The sequence below is a fragment of the Marinococcus luteus genome (assembly GCF_900106595.1).
In the GTDB taxonomy this organism is placed as follows: Bacteria; Bacillota; Bacilli; order Bacillales; family Marinococcaceae; genus Marinococcus; species Marinococcus luteus.
In genome coordinates this window covers 110,343-126,991 of record NZ_FNNC01000001.1, presented here as the reverse complement: position 1 = coordinate 126,991, position 16,649 = coordinate 110,343, and the positions used below count along the sequence as shown (strand labels likewise).

19 protein-coding genes and 1 other annotated feature are annotated in these 16,649 nt (G+C 49.5%); of the genes, 6 read left to right on the top strand and 13 right to left on the bottom strand.

The window, feature by feature from the left end:
- Window positions 1-45: 45 nt before the first annotated feature.
- The 5 genes from ftsL to BLV22_RS00645 form a co-directional block, all read right to left on the bottom strand.
- Window positions 46-414, bottom strand: coding sequence for a cell division protein FtsL (gene ftsL, locus BLV22_RS00665; RefSeq protein ID WP_091610201.1), 369 nt, complete (start codon window positions 412-414; stop codon window positions 46-48).
- The gene (gene rsmH, locus BLV22_RS00660) at window positions 414-1,373 is read right to left on the bottom strand and encodes a 16S rRNA (cytosine(1402)-N(4))-methyltransferase RsmH (protein ID WP_091610200.1); all 960 of its coding nucleotides are present in this window, start codon (window positions 1,371-1,373) and stop codon (window positions 414-416) included. Before rsmH ends, ftsL begins: the two co-directional genes overlap by 1 nt.
- A gap of 36 nt (window positions 1,374-1,409) precedes the next feature.
- On the bottom strand, window positions 1,410-1,841 hold the full coding sequence (gene mraZ, locus BLV22_RS00655) for a division/cell wall cluster transcriptional repressor MraZ (protein WP_091610198.1): 432 nt from the start codon (window positions 1,839-1,841) through the stop codon (window positions 1,410-1,412).
- Between the two features lie 150 nt (window positions 1,842-1,991).
- Entirely contained in the window at window positions 1,992-3,614 is a 1,623-nt protein-coding gene (gene bshC, locus BLV22_RS00650; RefSeq protein ID WP_091610196.1) for a bacillithiol biosynthesis cysteine-adding enzyme BshC, read from the bottom strand.
- A 33-nt stretch (window positions 3,615-3,647) separates the two neighbouring features.
- Window positions 3,648-4,031 (bottom strand): DUF3397 domain-containing protein, encoded by a 384-nt coding sequence (locus tag BLV22_RS00645; RefSeq protein WP_245724010.1) that lies wholly within the window; start codon window positions 4,029-4,031, stop codon window positions 3,648-3,650.
- 222 nt (window positions 4,032-4,253) lie between these two features.
- On the opposite strand from BLV22_RS00645, the gene BLV22_RS00640 reads away from it, so the two are divergent.
- Window positions 4,254-4,772, top strand: a complete 519-nt coding sequence (locus BLV22_RS00640) for an N-acetyltransferase (protein ID WP_091610193.1) — start codon at window positions 4,254-4,256, stop codon at window positions 4,770-4,772.
- A gap of 65 nt (window positions 4,773-4,837) precedes the next feature.
- On the opposite strand, the gene rpmF is transcribed toward BLV22_RS00640, so the two are convergent.
- Window positions 4,838-5,011: a 50S ribosomal protein L32 gene (gene rpmF, locus BLV22_RS00635; protein WP_079476087.1), complete on the bottom strand. Its 174-nt coding sequence runs from the start codon at window positions 5,009-5,011 to the stop codon at window positions 4,838-4,840.
- 54 nt (window positions 5,012-5,065) lie between these two features.
- Window positions 5,066-5,608: a YceD family protein gene (locus BLV22_RS00630; RefSeq protein WP_091610191.1), complete on the bottom strand. Its 543-nt coding sequence runs from the start codon at window positions 5,606-5,608 to the stop codon at window positions 5,066-5,068.
- Between the two features lie 169 nt (window positions 5,609-5,777).
- Here BLV22_RS00630 and BLV22_RS00625 point away from each other — a divergent pair, with 169 nt between their 5' ends.
- Entirely contained in the window at window positions 5,778-6,974 is a 1,197-nt protein-coding gene (locus BLV22_RS00625; protein ID WP_091610190.1) for a nucleotidyltransferase, read from the top strand.
- On the opposite strand, the gene BLV22_RS00620 is transcribed toward BLV22_RS00625, so the two are convergent.
- The 5 genes from BLV22_RS00620 to BLV22_RS00600 all read right to left on the bottom strand — a co-directional run bounded on the left by BLV22_RS00620 (window position 6,971) and on the right by BLV22_RS00600 (window position 10,723).
- Window positions 6,971-8,032 carry a SepM family pheromone-processing serine protease gene (locus tag BLV22_RS00620; RefSeq protein ID WP_176967580.1) on the bottom strand — a complete coding sequence of 354 codons (1,062 nt, stop codon included), beginning with the start codon at window positions 8,030-8,032 and terminating at the stop codon, window positions 6,971-6,973. The genes BLV22_RS00625 and BLV22_RS00620 overlap by 4 nt on opposite strands.
- Window positions 8,033-8,105: 73 nt before the next feature.
- Window positions 8,106-8,600, bottom strand: a complete 495-nt coding sequence (gene coaD, locus BLV22_RS00615) for a pantetheine-phosphate adenylyltransferase (RefSeq protein ID WP_091610186.1) — start codon at window positions 8,598-8,600, stop codon at window positions 8,106-8,108.
- Complete coding sequence (gene rsmD, locus BLV22_RS00610) at window positions 8,590-9,162, bottom strand: 16S rRNA (guanine(966)-N(2))-methyltransferase RsmD (RefSeq protein WP_091610184.1); 573 nt, start codon at window positions 9,160-9,162, stop codon at window positions 8,590-8,592. The genes coaD and rsmD overlap by 11 nt, the downstream gene beginning before the upstream one ends.
- Before the next feature lie 15 nt (window positions 9,163-9,177).
- A complete protein-coding gene (locus BLV22_RS00605) occupies window positions 9,178-10,377 on the bottom strand; it encodes an MFS transporter (RefSeq protein ID WP_091610183.1) in 1,200 nt (399 codons plus the stop codon).
- Window positions 10,378-10,450: 73 nt separating this feature from the next.
- Window positions 10,451-10,723 (bottom strand): YlbG family protein, encoded by a 273-nt coding sequence (locus BLV22_RS00600; RefSeq protein WP_091610181.1) that lies wholly within the window; start codon window positions 10,721-10,723, stop codon window positions 10,451-10,453.
- An 81-nt stretch (window positions 10,724-10,804) separates the two neighbouring features.
- On the opposite strand from BLV22_RS00600, the gene BLV22_RS00595 reads away from it, so the two are divergent.
- Entirely contained in the window at window positions 10,805-12,301 is a 1,497-nt protein-coding gene (locus BLV22_RS00595) for a phytoene desaturase family protein (protein ID WP_176967579.1), read from the top strand.
- Here BLV22_RS00595 and BLV22_RS00590 read toward each other — a convergent pair whose 3' ends face one another.
- Entirely contained in the window at window positions 12,302-13,072 is a 771-nt protein-coding gene (locus tag BLV22_RS00590; protein ID WP_091610177.1) for an SDR family NAD(P)-dependent oxidoreductase, read from the bottom strand.
- A gap of 82 nt (window positions 13,073-13,154) precedes the next feature.
- Window positions 13,155-13,358, top strand: a binding site (T-box leader).
- Window positions 13,359-13,411: 53 nt separating this feature from the next.
- On the opposite strand from BLV22_RS00590, the gene proB reads away from it, so the two are divergent.
- From proB to proC, 3 genes are read left to right on the top strand one after another with little or no spacing between them, the layout of a single operon-like run.
- Window positions 13,412-14,527 (top strand): glutamate 5-kinase, encoded by a 1,116-nt coding sequence (gene proB / locus BLV22_RS00585; RefSeq protein ID WP_091610176.1) that lies wholly within the window; start codon window positions 13,412-13,414, stop codon window positions 14,525-14,527.
- A gap of 2 nt (window positions 14,528-14,529) precedes the next feature.
- Window positions 14,530-15,792: a glutamate-5-semialdehyde dehydrogenase gene (locus BLV22_RS00580; RefSeq protein ID WP_091610174.1), complete on the top strand. Its 1,263-nt coding sequence runs from the start codon at window positions 14,530-14,532 to the stop codon at window positions 15,790-15,792.
- Window positions 15,789-16,619, top strand: coding sequence for a pyrroline-5-carboxylate reductase (gene proC / locus BLV22_RS00575; RefSeq protein WP_091610173.1), 831 nt, complete (start codon window positions 15,789-15,791; stop codon window positions 16,617-16,619). Before BLV22_RS00580 ends, proC begins: the two co-directional genes overlap by 4 nt.
- The last annotated feature ends 30 nt before the right edge of the window (window positions 16,620-16,649 follow it).

Sequence of the window (16,649 nt, the reverse complement as noted above, 5' to 3'; positions counted from 1 at the left end):
GGGAGTAGTACTACCGCGTTTCCACGGATTCCCCTCCCTTCTGCATCAGTTCTGTTCTGTTCCGTTCACGACTTGAATATTTTCATCTTTCATTTCCATACCCAATTCGTTTTTGGCGTAGTCCATGATACGCTCCGGTGAACTAAGTTCAGCCACCTGCAGCTCAAGGTTTTGATTCACCTGCTGCTGCTCCTGAATCTGGGTTGCGGTCTGGTCAATCTGCTGGTCCTGGGCGTGTATCGTAGCAAAATTCGAAACGATGAAAAAGGAGGCGATTAAAACCCCGATTATGACGGCCGTCATAATCAGTTTTTCACCCTTTGTAATACCACCACGAACGTGGTACTGGACTTTTTTATGTACTATTTGTTTGTCTTCCTGCTGGCGTTTAATCTGCTGTGCCAAATTCTCCATTATTGTTTACCCTCCTCGCGTTTTTCGATGATTCGAAGCTTCGCGGAAGCCGCCCTTGGATTTTGCGTCAGTTCATCTTCTGATGGCAGGATCGGTTTCTTTGTAACCAGGCTGAAGTCTGGTTCTGCTTCATCGGGCACGACCGGGAGTCCCTTCGGAAGCGGAGGTGGAGAACTTTTCTGTTTAAACAACTTTTTACAAATTCTGTCTTCTAACGAATGAAATGTTATTACACACAATCTTCCGCCCGGCGCTAACATTGTCAACGCATCATCGAGCGCTTCTTTGAACACATCAAGTTCATTATTTACAGCAATTCGCAAAGCCTGAAAAGTCCGCTTCGCCGGATGCCCGCCTTTTCTCCTGGCCGGTGCAGGTATTGCACTTTTGATGATTTCCACTAGTTCTTCAGTTGTTTCGATACGGTGGTCTTCACGCGCTTTTTCGATTTTTCTGGCAATCTGCTTTGAAAAGCGCTCTTCCCCGTATTCCGAAAGAATCTGCCAGATTTCCTGAAATGGCGCCTCATTGACGATGTCAGCTGCTGTGCGCTCCTGCCGGTGCCTGTCCATTCTCATATCAAGAGGAGCATTATAGCGGTAGCTGAATCCTCTTTCCGGACGGTCGAACTGCGGTGATGAAACTCCAAGATCGAATAATATTCCGTTCACCTGCCCGGCTTGAAGCTCAAGCAGTTCTTCCTTTAAAAACTGGAAATTGCTATGTACGATCCTGAAATTTTCCCCATAGGCACGCAGCCGCTGCTGTGCATGCTCAATCGCTTCCTCATCCTGGTCAAAGGCGATTAAAAAGCCTTCAGCAGACAGCTGTTTTATAATTTCTTCACTGTGTCCACCGCCGCCGAGGGTACAGTCAACATACACACCGTGCGGCTGAATGTTCAGTCCCTGGACTGCTGCTTCCTTTAATACGGTTTCATGCTCAAATTGTGGCGGCACTTCTATTCCTCCGGCAAAAACGTGTTTGATGCTGCTTTAAAAATCCAAATCGGCCATGTTCTCTGCAATCTCTGGAAATACTTCTTCTGATTCTGCGTAATATTCGTCCCATTTGTGTTTATCCCATATTTCTACTCGGCTGCTTACCCCGATGATCATACATTCTTTTTTTAATTCTGCATATTGGCGGAGGGTGGTTGGAATCATCGAACGTCCCTGCTTATCAAGTTCGCACTCAGATGCTCCTGAAAAGAAAAAACGGGTGAATGCCCTTGCGTCTTTTTTTGTGAAAGGCAAAGCTTTTAATTTGGTTTCAATACGTTCCCATTCGTCATATGGATAAACAAACAAGCATCCATCCAGACCACGGGTAACGACGAAAGAATCTCCCAACTTCTCCCGAAAACGGGATGGTATAATAATTCTTCCTTTATCGTCCATATTATGTTGATATTCTCCCATAAACATATGGACCCAACCTTTCACCACTCCATATATTTAAGTTACCACATTCCCCCACTTTGTACCACTTTTTCCGGAAAATTTTTTTAACAAAAAAAACTTCCCGCTATTTCGGGAAGTTTCCAGCCGGATATCGTATAAACCAGCACGAAGATGCTACAGTAATATAATATTCTGCCGGCCGCTTTTCCACTCTGTTTCAGCTGAAACCTGTGACGGAAGACAGTCGCCGAACTCATTCAGCATAAACAGAATGTTCACCTGCCGTTCCGCTGGCTGCCGGCGCGGGTAGAGCTGACCTATAATCATTTCGAGCCGCCGTACGTGAACCTGTACGGTACGCCCCTGTTCCGCATCCAGCCGGTCCCCAAGATACCGGACTTCTTTTTCAATCCGCCGCCAGTTTTCTTCTGCAAAACTTTCCTGTGAAGGAAACTGCCGAATCCATTCGTCCGCAAGAGCGGCATGCGCTTCTTTCATTTCCTTCATCACCTGTGCCGCTTTGGCTTTTCCGTCCACTTCAAGGGCAGCATGCTTTACCTCCTGAAGCTTTTGTTCGAGTGCCGGTAAGTTCAGCAGTTCCCTAAAGGAAATATGTTCTTTTTCAGCAGCCTGCTGTACCTGCCGGGTGGCGTAATGTATCTCCATGCGCTTTTGCACAATCGGCAGCCGCAGGCCCAATGTTTCAAACAACGGCTTCAAAAGAGACCAGTACTGTATCTCCCCCGGGCCTGCCACGAAATGAAGAACCGGAAGCATCTGTTCCTGCATCAGTGGCCGGGTGACTACATCAGTACTGAAACGAAAGGGGGCGTGTACTGCTTCTTCCAGTAATTTCTCCGCTTCCATCGTTTCTCCTGATCTCCGGCTCCGCCAGGCCCCGCCTGTATATTCAAGCAGATGCCGCACATGATTTATATGATAAAACAGGTGGCCGCTGTCAAAATTGATGCCTTCGACATCCCCGTAACCCGCTTCCGCCCTTTCAGCTGCGCCTTGATAAACAGCCTCATTTATTTTTCCCGGCACAGACAGCAGGCTCTTAAACAGTGGGGCGCCCAGTTCTCTCCACTCCGGCTGCTGCGGATCCATCATGATGAGATCCGTATCTTTAAACAGCCAGCGCATCATCTCTGCGAAAAACTGGGACCATGATCCTGAACTGTGCACCAGTACATGCACTTCGTTTCTTAATTCATTTGTAAGCGGAGTCTCACGGAGCTTTGAAAAGGCTTCTTCCACGAATCCTTCCGCTTCCGCTGGATCAAACGGCTGCTCAGACACAGGCACGTTTGGAAGAAAGTTCCCTTCAAACCTCGTTTTATCAAGGTGTCCTTCGACCGGGAAGTTGACATGGTTTACTTCCTCCCAGTCATGGTCCTCGCCCGCGATCCAAAATAAAGGAAGCACAGGGCGCCCCAGCCTCTTTTGTTCATGCTCTGCCAGCTTAATTACTGATACAGCCTTGGATATAACCATAGACGGCCCGGTAAGCATACCGGCCTGCTGGCCGCCGGCTACAATGACGGTTTCTTCGCTTTCAAGTTTTTCGAGGGCTGTAACCGCTCTTTCTCCGTAATGCAGGCGGTCATTATACTTTTGCAGAAGCTGTTTTAAGCGCCGGCGCTCAAAAGACCGGCCGTCTAAATAACGAAGCCGGTCCTGCACCCCCTGTGTATTCCCAGCGTAATGAAAGAGCTGCCTGGCACTGGGTTCTCCCCTTTGATAGTCATGCAAAAAATGATTGTTCTCCATTGGTTGATCGTACAGCACTTTCATATCAAACTACCATCCTTTATGCCTTGCTCCGTTCTATGCCGTTAGCTGCAGAAACACCCAGTATCCGGCTAACAGGAGATACCCTGCCGCAAATATAAAGAAGCTGCATCTCCATATGCCCTTCAGCACCCGGAAAAACTCCAGCTCCTCCCGGGAATGATAATGGATGATGGATATCACTACGGCACTGGCCAGAATCACTAAATAAATGACCCAAAGATAGGATTCGTTCCACAGGTCACTGGACCACCTGTGCACCGAAGCGATGAACAACAACGTAGTTGAATCACAGGCGGCCCGGAAGGCGTATGCTTTTCTTTTCGTTAATTTTGCCGTGACCAGATAGGCTATGTACCAAAAAGCCGGCGGAAAGGCCAGAGCTGCTTCCATTAACCATCCATATATCTGCTGTAGCATATTTGTCACTTTCCCTCATCCAGTTTGCTCGCATTTTCTTAACTCTACCACACTAAATACCAATACTATTGATGAATTATAGATGTCTCAAGCATTTTAGCACATCTCTTCTCTCCGGACTAGTAGCATCGAACGATCAGGGACACCGAGTTTTCACTTTTCGATTTAAAACGTTTTCGTGTATAATGAAGTTGGAAGTTATTAGTGAAGGAGGCCAATCGCATGAGTGGAATAGAAGTTGTACCATTACTCATAAACTACAAGACATTAGAAGAATTTCAAAACTTCAAAGAAGTTGGCGCTCAGGAGCTTTCCATGCAGGAAGAGCTCGAAGAAAACATTATGGAAAACGACAGCCGTTCCCCATTTTACGGCATCTATTTTGGAGACCGGCTGGTCGCGCGTATGTGTTTATATACCATAACCGGAAAATACGACCGCTTCTTTGATCCTCCTCAGGACTATCTTGAGCTTTGGAAGCTCGAAGTACTCGAGCCTTACCGGGGACGCGGTTTTGGAGAAGAGCTTGTCAACTACGCAAAAAGCTTTGAACTGCCGGTGAAAACAAACGCACGCCAGCGTTCGGATGATTTCTGGCTGAAAATGGGTTTTGAGCCCGCAGAATACAACCCGGTCAGAGACCGTGGCGAAAATCCATATGTATGGTATCCAAAAGGCGTACAGCCGCAAAAAGTAGAAGAATTAACTGCAGAACCGCCCCTTTCCGATACCGAATCGTAATATCTGATTCTCGGGTATGTATATCAAAAAAGCAGGGTGCCGTTTCCGGCACCCTGCTTTTTTGATTACTTTTCTACAACTGTTTCGCCTTTGTAAGAACCGCAATTTCTGCACACGCGGTGAGATAGTTTCTGCTCTCCACATTGTTCACATTCTACCATACCTGGTACTGCTACTTTTTGATGAGCTCTGCGCATACGTTTACGGGTCTTAGAAGTACGTCTAAAAGGTACTGCCATGATTCCCACCTCCTTATAAGATAAAGATTATTTCAACCAGTGAATGATTTTGGATCAGCTGGAGCCTTTATCGAAGTACTTCGATAAATCAGCCATTCTCGGATCAACTTTAGGAGCTTCCTGCTCCCGTTCCTTTATTAATTCATCTTCCGAGATTACCCGCCAGTCGTCTCCGCTCTGAGGAGCAAGCGGCTCGCCGTCCCCTTCTTTTGCGAAGACTCTCAGCGGCATTTCAAGGAAAATGTTTTCTTTAATATATGGGAGAAGATCGACAAAACCATCTTCTGGCTCGTGTTCATTAACGTTTTCTTCGTCCGCCGGCATTCCGTCCAGCCGAAATGCTTCAAACATTTCCACATCAAACGGATGATGGACGTCTGCGAGCGTACGTGCACATGGAAGTATCATCGTTCCTGTTAACCGCAGGTGTACATGAAAGGTGTCTTCAACGATCGTCCCTTCGCCCTGCACATGCACGGCACTGATATCCCGTAATTCTTTATCGCGCTCAATCATCTCTGAAACATCTGCGTCTCCTTCGATGTTAAACGCCTGTTCGTGCTTCTTTGAAAGTAACTGCTGGATACCCCATTTCATCGCATCCACCTCCAGACAACAAGAGTAATTATATCCATCGAAACGTCCTTTGTCAACATTTTTTCTTTACAGTAAACCCTTTTGAACTCTCGAAAAACATCGTATCATGAATAAAGAAACGTGAAAAGCGATATCTCCCGAAATACCCTACTTGAAAGGCGGACTTTTAATGAACGTTCTAGGAGTGGTTGTCGAATACAATCCTTTTCATAATGGCCACCTGTACCACCTCGAACAGGCTGTTACCCAGAGCAAGGCCGATGTGACCGTATGTATTATGAGCGGCCCTTTTCTTCAGCGGGGCGAGCCTGCTCTCGTTCCTAAAAGGGAACGGGCGGAAATGGCTATCTCGAGCGGGGCTGACCTTGTTATCGAGCTTCCTTATATGTTTGCCTGCCAGCATGCTGACATATTTGCTGCCGGGGCTGTTTCCATTTGCAGAGAGCTTGGTGTTACTGATTTAAACTTCGGGAGCGAGCACGGAGAATCCGCTTCATTCAGAAAGCTTGTCGATTTTCTTTTCACACACCGCGGCCATTTTGATGAACGTGTCCGCTTTCATATTCAGGGAGGATGCAGCTATGCTAAAGCTAACGAGCTCGCGTACAGAGACTTAGAGACTCCGGACTCGCTGCCGGACTTAAGCCAGCCAAACAATATTCTTGGCTTTCATTACACAAAAGCCGCAGCACAGGCTTACCCGTCGCTCCGGATCGACACCGTAAAACGAAAAGGCGCTTCCTACCATGATATTACTCCGCAGCATTCATCTATCGCAAGTGCCACCAGCCTCCGGCAGATGCTTCAGCGCGGGGAAGACATCAGTTCATTTATTCCCGAAGCCTCCAGACACATTCTTGCCCAGCTTCCGCGCATGCGGTTTTGGGAGGATTATTTTTCTATACTGCAGGCAAAGGTGATAACTGCCTCCGACACAGAGCTTGCTTCCCACTATGATATGTCAGAAGGTCTTCACAACCGCATGAAGCGGCTGATGAAAGAAGCAGCCGCTTTTGAGCAGTGGCTGCACCTGGTAAAAACGAAGCGTTATACTTTGACACGTCTTCAGCGCAACGCTGTGCATATATTAACCGGCCTGACAAAAGATGAAGCATCTGCAGCCTCTGACGGCCATAACGTTGACCATATACGGGTTCTCGGCATGAACGAGCAGGGAAGGTTCTATTTAAACGAGGCAAAAAAACATATATCCGTTCCTCTTTATACGAAAATGAGCAGTAAAAAAACGCCGCAGCTGGCCATCGGCGAACGGGCTGATAATGCCTATGCGCTTTTACTTCCGCCTACTGAAAGACAGAAAGAATGGCGGAAGGATTATGACCTTCCGCCCCTTCTGCTTTTTTAAGATTTGCTTTCAGCTACCTTCAGATCGTTTTTCAGGTAGTTTAAAGCTTCATCAAGTGATTCCACTGGTACGATTTCCATGTCAGTACCGATGTTTTCCGCCGTCTGTCTGGCGATTTCATAATTGGACGGCGAAGTCATGTCTGAAGCCGGCGCAAAAAAGACATCTATATCTTCATTATCCGCCGCAACAATTTTTTTATCTATTCCGCCAATCGGCCCGACTCCGCCCTGCTCATCAATGGTACCGGTACCGGCTATTTTCTCTCCGCCTGTAAGATCTTCTTCTGTGAGCTGATTGTATACTTCAAGCGCAAACATCAAACCTGCGGAGGGGCCTCCGATAGATCCTGAGTCGATTGTAACCTCAGGATCCAGAGAAACGGTTCTTTCCGTATAGGGATACAGTATTCCAAGGCCGGAGTTTTCCGACTCTCCGGTCGAAGCCGGAAAAGATTCCACTGCAACCTCCGCTTCCATCTGCTTCTTATTCCGCTGGAAGGTGATAGTTGCTTCTTCGCCGGTTTCGATATTTGCAATCTCACTGTTTAATTCTTCAAGCGTCTGGATATCTGTGCCGTTGACCGCCTGGATCAGATCGCCCTCCTCGAGCTTTTCTGCCGCATCCATCCCGTCAATAAAGTCCGCAGCTCTTACTCCGCGGTACTCCACATTGACAGTTTTCCCGGCCGCTTCATACGCTGCTATTTCTGCAGACTCCTGGGAGCTCTCCATCACCTGGCGCTGGCGTTCAAAAAATTCCTCTTCACTTTCCTCTTCCAACTGGTAGGAATTCTTTGGAGAAAGCTCGCGGTACGGAGAAAACACTGACCATAAAGCAAGTACCGGCGTAGCCCCCTGTTGAAAAACAGTCGTTAAATACATTTCGCCGGATTCCTCCGCCCCCTGCTCCACTTCCACCACCTTAGACAAACTGGCGGCCGACCCCGGCTGTATATAATAATACGGGAGAGGCACCTGGGTTAATATAAGCACCACAGCTGCTATGACAGCTGCAGTAATAATCCTCCGCATATTCCTGCTTCGGGTGCGATACATGATCTTCATCCTTTATAAACAATTATTATTCATCATACGAAGGATTGAAGGGGAATTGCAATGGATCGCACTTCTATCCCCGATTTTTCTTCTCAAACTGCTTTCTGAGCGCCTCTTCCACGTGCGCAGGCACCAGCCCGGATACATCCGCTCCGTATTCCGCTACTTCTTTTACAATACTCGAGCTCAGATAAGAGTACTGGTGATTTGTCATCATAAAAAACGTCTCCACGCCGGGTTCGAGTTTTCTGTTTATTGACGCTGCCTGCATTTCATATTCAAAATCAGACACTGCCCGCAGACCTCTTACGATCGTATCAGCCTTTATTTCTTTTACATAATCCACCAACAGCCCGTGAAAAGCATCCACTTCCACCCCGGGCATGTGCTTGACTGATTCTTCTATCAACTTCACCCGCTGGTCAATGGAAAAGAATGGTTCTTTTTTCCGGTTATGCAGTACTGCCACCACCACGTGGTCAAATACATTGTACGCCCGTTCGATGATATCCAGATGGCCGTTCGTAACCGGGTCAAAGCTTCCTGGATAAATTGCTTTATTCGCCATTTTTTGCGCCTCCTTTCAGCTGCAATATTGTAAGCGTGGTATCACCGTAATTTTTTTCCGCAAATATAGACAGACGTTCATCAAACGCTGCCGATTTTGCTGCGGCATGCTCCCATACCAGTATGCCCTCTTCTTTTAACATAGAGCAATCCAGTATTTTTCCCACTAGCTGCTCTGCTTTTTCTTCTGCGTAAGGAGGATCAAAAAAAATCAGATCAAACTGCCGCCCCCGGGCCGCAAGACGATCCAGGGCTTTAGACGCTTCCGAACGGTAAACTTCCGTTCGGGCGCCCAGCGCAAAAGCGTCTATATTGGTCCGGACGGTCTTGACCGCGTTCTGGGCTTTGTCGACAAAAACAGCTGAACTGCAGCCTCTGCTGAGCGCCTCAATTCCGAGGTTCCCGGTTCCAGCGAACAAATCGAGCACCGTTTCCTCCTCAGAAAAAAAAGGGCCCAGCTTATGAAACAATGCCTCTTTCACCTTATCAGACGTCGGCCGTGTGCCGTGCCCCGGCACAGCTTTCAGCCTCCGCCCTTTAAGCTCTCCTGCTATCACTCTCATACGTTTCGCCTCACTCTATGATTCCGTGCGCTGCGCCAGCTTCGGAATCACCTTTGTATACATGACAAATACGGCAGCCCCCAATATGGCGGCACTGATTAAAAACAAACCGCGCATACCAAGAGCAGCGCTGATCAGCCCTCCGGCGGCCGGTCCCAGCATATTCCCAAGAAACAAGAAGCTGTTGGAAAAGCCGTAGGCCCTGCTCTCCATTCCCTGCGGGGAGAGCTGGCGTATTAACGTGTTAGCCGCCGGCAGAAGGCCGCCGAGACACAAGCCCACAAAAAAACGTGCAGCAATCAGCTGCCAAAGATTTGTTACGAAGGCCTGCGGTATGGAAAGGAGCACTGCGCCGATTAAAGAACCGAACAGCACATATTGCGCCCCTTTCGTATCACTGAGTTTACCAAGCTTTGGCGAAGCAAGCATATTCGCCACTCCCAGGGAGGCCACAGCCAGGCCAGCGTAAAAAGCATTTTCCTCTCTGCCGCTCAGCTCACCAACAAACACGGAAATGAGCGGATTAACTCCGATCAGCGCGAACTGCACAAGAAAAATAACGGTATACAGAGGGATCATAGGCTGCACGCCTGCAATTCTTTTGAAATCATCACTCGTTTTCGTTTTCTCCGCCTGCTCCGGCTTCTCGAAATCTTCCTTTACTAAAAACAAAACGGCAACCGCTGCCACGGCGATGCCGAGTCCGGTAATATTAAATATAGCCCGGAAGCCAAACGCGTCTGCTAAAAGGCCGCCAATCAGCGGCCCACAGATCGTTCCTGCCACCGTTCCCGACTGCAGCATGCCAAGCGCACGCCCCGCATACTCCTTCGGTGTGTTTGTCGACACGAGCGCAATCGAAGCAGGAATAAAGCCGCTGATGGTCCCGTTCAGCATTCTCAGGAAAAACAAACTCCACGGACCGGTGGCAAACCCCATCAGTACCATTACTATCGCCATTCCGAACCCGGACCGGAGTACCATCAGCTTGCGACCCTGTCTGTCTGCAATTTTACCCCAGAGCGGGGCAAATAAAAATGCCGTTAAAAAATTGACGCCAAAAATAACACCTGACCAGATACTTATCTGCCCAGGATCTGTCACTCCAAGCTCCTGCAGATACAGCGGCAGGAATGGAACAATCATCGTCATGGCTGCCATTACAAAAAACTGGGCTGCCATTAATATATATAAGTTTTTTCTCCATCTTACCATAAGAGAGGTCCCTTCTTTCTGCCTCCCTTATTATAAAACAGCGTTTCCCCTTGAACAATAAAAGGAGTTTTATTTATATTCCAATGCTGTCATCCTGCGGTTGGCTTTCTTTTTCGACCTTGTGGTATTCTAGCGGAATAAATGGCTTTTCCGAACGCTCCACCCTTTCCACAAAACCGAGATTCCCGATTTGGCTCATAGCCGTATCCACATTTTCCTGGTCCACATATATTACCGCGTATTTCATTTGTTTTGAAACGTAGTGCACTAATCCGTACTTTCTCAGCTGTCTCGCCTGTTTGACAGATTTAATCCAAACGGCTACGCCAATTCTCGGCTGATGCATGAAAGCACATCCTTTCGCGTGATTTTCGTTAAGTCTAGCATGTCAGGAGAAAAAAGGGCAATGCTGTCTAGGAGGAGTAACATGAATCAACAATCTGTAATTGTTATCGGCGGAGGCTTCGGCGGGCTTACAACAGCCGCCCTGCTCGCCCGCCACCACTATGATGTCACTTTATTTGAAGCTTCCAATGAATGGGGCGGATGCGCCGGCAAGTTCACACACAAGCCGTACCTGTTTCCTGTCGGCGCCACTCTCGGCCTCGGCCTGCAGAAGCCGGACGGGCTTCATCACCGGGTTTTCAGCCACCTCGGGGAACCGGTCCCAAAACACGAAGGCCTTGAGACCATTATGCAGGTGCACGCTCCTTCTTTTACTCTGCCTCTATACTCTTCGCGGGAAAAGCATATCGATACTCTCTGCCGGTTGTTCCCCTCCTCAGCAGCTGGTATTCGCTCATTATACCGCTATATTTTCCGGGTCGGGGAGGAGCTGCGGAAGCTGATCCACCATCTTCCGGTCCTTCCAATGCAGAAGCCCGCAGATTTCATTCGTTCTGTGCGGGCACTTAGGCCCGGTATCCTTGGTGCTGTCCGCTGGCTTGCTGCCTCCACCGAGGATGTGCTGCGTCACTACCGTCTGCAGGATACCGAGGTGCATCAGTATATTGACGGGCAGCTCCTGGACAGCCTGCAGACAAGCAGCCGCCAGGCTCCTGCCCTGCTTGGACTGTACGCCCTTGATTTATATCATCAGGGTGCTTCCTATGTATACGGCGGATTGTACCGCCTGGCCGAGCAGTTAAAAGAAGCGGGTGAGCGTCACGGGGCTTCTATGCAAAAACGCCGCCGCATTCAGGCTGTAGAAAGGAACGATGACGGCACATGGACGGTTATTGACCACCGGGAGCGAAAGACACGCGCCGATCACCTGGTGTTAAACATCCCTGTTCAGGCCGCTCTTCCGCTGTTTCAGCCTGAAGAGCGAAGACAGTTTACCCGGCGCTGGCAGACCAAATCCGAAACGCCGATCTGGAGTACTTTTTCCATGTACGGCGTCTGTAAGCCGTCAGAACCGCCCGCAGCATTGTTTCACCAGCTGCTCTGGGACCAAAAACTTCCCGGCATTTCGAGCCATTTGTTTTATTCATTATCAGCCCCGGACGACCGCACCCGGGCCCCCGAAGGTGAACGTACGTTTACCGTTTCCACGCACACGCCGCCCGACTACTGGGAGGATTTGTCGTTATATGAAGAAAAAAAGGCAGCAGCCACCAGAGCGCTTACAGAAAAAATCCAGGAAGCCGGCCTGCCTATCCAGCCGGACCGGGTTCTTCCCGGCGCTCCACACGCCTGGGAGCGCTATATCAAACGTCCCCGTGGCATGGTCGGCGGATTCCCGCAAACGAGAAAAAACACGTTTTTTCATCCATTGTCCCACCGGGCCCCGCTTGAAAACGTATGGTTCTGCGGAGATTCCGTTTTTCCGGGCGCCAGCACAATGGCCGTTACCATGAGCGGTATTCATGTATTTGAATCGATCAGCGGCCAGTCGTTTGCCGTTCTTGAACGACAGCCCTAATCATTTGCGGTGAAACTGCCTGCGGCCGATTTTTTCCAACACTGAAGGCCAAAGCTGGTACAGCGTACTTAGGACTTTCATCCACCAGGGCATAAAAACCGTACGCTTCGGCTTCTCCAGCAGCTTCACCAGCTGCGCGGCTACTTTTTCGGGGGACAGGGCTATCTGCTCGACCTTACGCTTGTACCTCCCGCTCGGATCAGCGCGGTCATGAAACTCAGTTTTTACCGGCCCGGTATTTAATACCGACACCCGCACCCCGGTTCCAGCCGTTTCCAGGCGCAGCGCTTCGGCGAATCCAAGCACAGCACGCTTACTCGCGGCGTAAACAGTCGCTTTGGGCGTGCCGATAATGCCTGCAGTTGATCCTGTAAAAACGATATGTCCTCCCGTCTGTTTTAATTCAGGAAGCAGCGCCTGCGTAATGGCGATGCTTCCTTTTACATTTATATCTATCATCTGCTCCCAGTCCTCTATGCTCAGCTGCTCCAGCTCCCCAAACTTTCCTGTACCGGCGTTATTGATAAGTACGTCCGGGCTGCCATGAATGCGGGTGATTTTTTTCATTTCTTCCCCTGCATTTCTTACCTCTCCCACGTCCATCGTCCAGGCTGCAAATTCTCCGGGCTGATCCCTCCACTCCGCTGCAGCTGCCTCCAGCTTCTCCGTGTTTCTTCCTATGCCTATTACCTTCTCTCCGTTTTGCACGAGCTTTTCCGCTGTTTTTCTGCCGATACCACTGCTTGCTCCTGTTAATATAATTGTTTTCAACTAATCTTCCTCCCAGACGTATTAAAACTTGACAAACTACCCGGCACTTCACATAATAGTAATCACAAATAAGCTGAATAGTGCAAAAGCTGTGAAACGGAAATAGTAGGACAAAGCACCGACAGAGAGCATAGCCATGAGCTGAAAGCTATGCCGGAATTTGTTTTGCCTGAACCTGTCCGTGAGCTTCCTTTAGGACGCAGTCCTGCGTTAATGGGCATGAGCGGAAAAGACGCTAGTCTTTTCAACTAAAGGTGGTACCGCGGATAACTCTTTCGTCCTTTTACAGGCGAAGGAGTTTTTTATATGCAATCAGAACGAATAAGACAGGTGGTTCCAATGAAAAAAGAACGGGTCGTTGTTAAAATCGGGAGCAGCTCTTTAACGAACCAGCAGGGAAGCTTAAGCAGGGAAAAGCTGAAGCAGTACGCAGATGAAATCATCCGGCTGCGCCAGGCAGGAAATGAAGTTATTTTGATCAGCTCCGGGGCCGTAGCTGCCGGCTTTTATGACCTTGGCTATCCGTCCCGGCCGGTTACGACTGCCGGCAAACAGGCAGCCGCCGCTGTCGGACAGAGCCAGCTGATGCAGGCGTATAACGAAGAATTCAGCAGAGTGAATATCGCTTGCGGCCAGCTGCTTTTAACCCGGGAAAATTTCGCCAATCACAGCCAGTACCAGAACGCCCATTCCACTATTACCGAGCTCCTTCACCGCCAGGTGCTTCCCATTATTAACGAAAATGACTCCATCGCTGTTGATGAACTTACGTTCGGGGATAATGACATGCTGTCGGCACTTGTAGCGGGACTTGTGCATGCAGATACACTGCTGATATTAACAGATATCAACGGCATTTACGATAAGAACCCATACGAAGATCCGGAAGCCAAAAAATATCATTTCATCCCCTCCATCACAAACGATTTAATGGAGCAGGCCGGAGAATCCAGCTCCTCTGTCGGCACCGGCGGCATGCGCTCCAAACTAAAAGCGGCCGGCACAGCTATCCGTCTCGGCACCCGGGTATTTGTCGGCAGGCTCGGCAGCGGTCACCGTCTCGAAGACGTCCTCAGCGGCAAAGGAGACGGCACCTATATAGGTGTGCCCGGCGGCGATGTCGTCAACAATAAAAAACAATGGATTGGCCTCCACTCCGTTATTGCCGGCGCCGTAGTGGTTGATGAAGGAGCAGCAAAAGCGCTTCTTCGCTCAGGGAAAAGCCTGCTCCCTGCCGGTATCGTCGAGGTCCAGGGCCATTTTTCCGCTGGAAATGTTGTCGATGTGTATGATCAGAAAGACCAGCTGCTCGGACGCGGACAGGTGAACATGAGTGCCAAGGAGCTGCAGGCTGTTAAAGGGAAATCCTCGGCTGAAGCTGCCTCGTTTACATTAACGTCAAAATCAGAAGTCATCCACCGGGATAACTGGATTACTACTGTAAGGGAGAGATAAACATGGAACAAACACAAATCAGCACCCAGATGCGGATGCAGGGAGAAGCAGCTAAAAAAGCGTCTAAGCGTGTCGCTGCTGCTTCTACCGAAGAAAAAAACAAGGCGCTTTTACTTATCGCTGACGAACTCGAAACGCGGGAAGCTTTTATTCTTGAAGCAAACGCCAAAGACCTTGAGGCAGGTAGGAAAAACGGCTTATCCTCTGCCCTCCTTGACCGCCTTACGCTTGATTCCGGACGTATCGCCGGCATGGCTGACGGCTGCCGTCAGATCGCGTCTCTTGAAGATCCTATCGGTGAAACCATTGAGTCCTGGACCCGGCCGAACGGCCTGAAAATGGAAAGCGTCCGGGTGCCGCTCGGCGTGATCGGCATGATTTACGAAGCCCGCCCGAATGTGACAGCTGACGCAGCTGCTCTTGCTTTAAAAACCGGCAACGGCGTTCTTTTACGCGGCAGCTCTTCCGCTTTCCAGTCAAACCAGGCGGTCATGGACGCTATATGGGAGGCTTTAGCAAAAACCTCCCTTCCGAAAGAAGCGGTGCAGCTTGCCTCCGACACTTCGAGAGAAGCAGCCACCACAATGTTTCAGATGAATGATTATCTGGATGTGCTGATTCCTCGCGGGGGTGCCAATTTAATAAAAACCGTAGTCAATCAGTCCACCGTGCCGGTGCTTGAAACCGGCGTCGGCAACTGCCACATTTTCATTGATAAAACCGCCGAAGCCGACAAAGCGGTTCAGATTGCCGTTAACGCTAAAACGCAGCGCCCTTCTGTCTGCAATGCAGCTGAAACCATTCTTGTGCATCAGTCCTGGCTTGAGGCCCACGGAGAATCATTGGTGCATGCACTGCTTGCCCACGGAGTTGCTATCCGCGGGGACACCGAGGTGCAAAAGCTGCACGGCGATGTGGAGCCCGCAGCCGACGAGGATTGGAACACCGAATATCTGGATATGATTGTTTCGGTGAAAGCCGTGCAGGATACGGAAGAAGCCATCGAGCATATCAATACATTCACGACGTATCACTCTGAGGCCATTGTTACAGAATCCGCGGAAAATAAACGGAAGTTTTTCCAGCAGATCGATGCAGCAGCTCTTTATCATAATGCGTCCACCCGCTTCACCGACGGATTCGAATTCGGCTTTGGGGCAGAAATTGGAGTGAGCACCCAGAAGCTGCATGCACGCGGGCCAATGGGGCTGAAGGCGATCACTTCCTACAAATATTTAATTCACGGAGATGGGCAGATCAAATGATGACAAAAACAAACCTACAGCAGAAAACCATTGCATTTATCGGCTCCGGCTCCATGGCAGAAGCTATATTTTCAGGACTTCTGCGCCATGAGCTGGTCAAACCGGCAAACGTACTCGGAACGGTGAAATCGTCTGCGGATAAGCAGGCACGGCTGAAGGAGCAGTACGGCATCGAGGTGAAAACCAATAATCAGGAAGCCGTGAAAGCGGCGGACATCGTCGTTCTCGCCGTCAAACCAAAAGACGCTGAAGCGGTCGTCCAGTCATTCGCCGGAGAACTGACAAAAGATAAGCTCTTGATCAGCGTCCTGGCCGGTATTTCTTTAAGTGACCTTGAATCCTTTGTCGAACAGGATGTGCCGGTAGTGCGTTCGATGCCAAACACCTCTGCCCACGTCGGGGCCTCGACAACGGCTATATGCGCAGGAACTTATGCCAATGACGAGGATCTTGATCTTGCGGAATCGCTGTTTCAGGTAGTCGGGAGCGTCCACACAATTTCCGAGCAGGACATCGACGGCTTCACCGCGATTGCCGGAAGCGGCCCGGCCTATTTTTATTATTTTTTGGAAGCGATGGAGCAAATGGCGGCCGAATCCGGCTTTGACCCGGAGGAAGCAAAAAATATTATCGCTCACACGATTGAAGGAGCAGCTTTTCGCTACCTTGATTCTGACAAAAAACCGCATGAACTGTATCAGGAAGTACTGAGTCCAAATGGAGTGACTGAAGCGGCTTTCACCCACCTTGAAAAACACAGAGTGCAGAAGCATTTTTTAGAAGCCATGAAAGAGGCTTCGAAGCGATCCGGCTCCATTGGTGATTAATGACAGAAAAGCAGGAACCGGGTCCCGGCT

Coding starts and splice junctions, on each gene's coding strand:
- ftsL (WP_091610201.1), bottom strand. CDS start 414: ATGGAGAATTTGGCACAGCAGATTAAACGCCAGCAGGAAGACAAACAA.
- mraZ (WP_091610198.1), bottom strand. CDS start 1,841: ATGTTTATGGGAGAATATCAACATAATATGGACGATAAAGGAAGAATT.
- bshC (WP_091610196.1), bottom strand. CDS start 3,614: ATGAAAGTGCTGTACGATCAACCAATGGAGAACAATCATTTTTTGCAT.
- BLV22_RS00645 (WP_245724010.1), bottom strand. CDS start 4,031: ATGCTACAGCAGATATATGGATGGTTAATGGAAGCAGCTCTGGCCTTT.
- BLV22_RS00640 (WP_091610193.1), top strand. CDS start 4,254: ATGAGTGGAATAGAAGTTGTACCATTACTCATAAACTACAAGACATTA.
- rpmF (WP_079476087.1), bottom strand. CDS start 5,011: ATGGCAGTACCTTTTAGACGTACTTCTAAGACCCGTAAACGTATGCGC.
- BLV22_RS00630 (WP_091610191.1), bottom strand. CDS start 5,608: ATGAAATGGGGTATCCAGCAGTTACTTTCAAAGAAGCACGAACAGGCG.
- BLV22_RS00625 (WP_091610190.1), top strand. CDS start 5,778: ATGAACGTTCTAGGAGTGGTTGTCGAATACAATCCTTTTCATAATGGC.
- BLV22_RS00620 (WP_176967580.1), bottom strand. CDS start 8,032: ATGTATCGCACCCGAAGCAGGAATATGCGGAGGATTATTACTGCAGCT.
- coaD (WP_091610186.1), bottom strand. CDS start 8,600: ATGGCGAATAAAGCAATTTATCCAGGAAGCTTTGACCCGGTTACGAAC.
- rsmD (WP_091610184.1), bottom strand. CDS start 9,162: ATGAGAGTGATAGCAGGAGAGCTTAAAGGGCGGAGGCTGAAAGCTGTG.
- BLV22_RS00605 (WP_091610183.1), bottom strand. CDS start 10,377: ATGGTAAGATGGAGAAAAAACTTATATATATTAATGGCAGCCCAGTTT.
- BLV22_RS00600 (WP_091610181.1), bottom strand. CDS start 10,723: ATGCATCAGCCGAGAATTGGCGTAGCCGTTTGGATTAAATCTGTCAAA.
- BLV22_RS00595 (WP_176967579.1), top strand. CDS start 10,805: ATGAATCAACAATCTGTAATTGTTATCGGCGGAGGCTTCGGCGGGCTT.
- proB (WP_091610176.1), top strand. CDS start 13,412: ATGAAAAAAGAACGGGTCGTTGTTAAAATCGGGAGCAGCTCTTTAACG.
- BLV22_RS00580 (WP_091610174.1), top strand. CDS start 14,530: ATGGAACAAACACAAATCAGCACCCAGATGCGGATGCAGGGAGAAGCA.
- proC (WP_091610173.1), top strand. CDS start 15,789: ATGATGACAAAAACAAACCTACAGCAGAAAACCATTGCATTTATCGGC.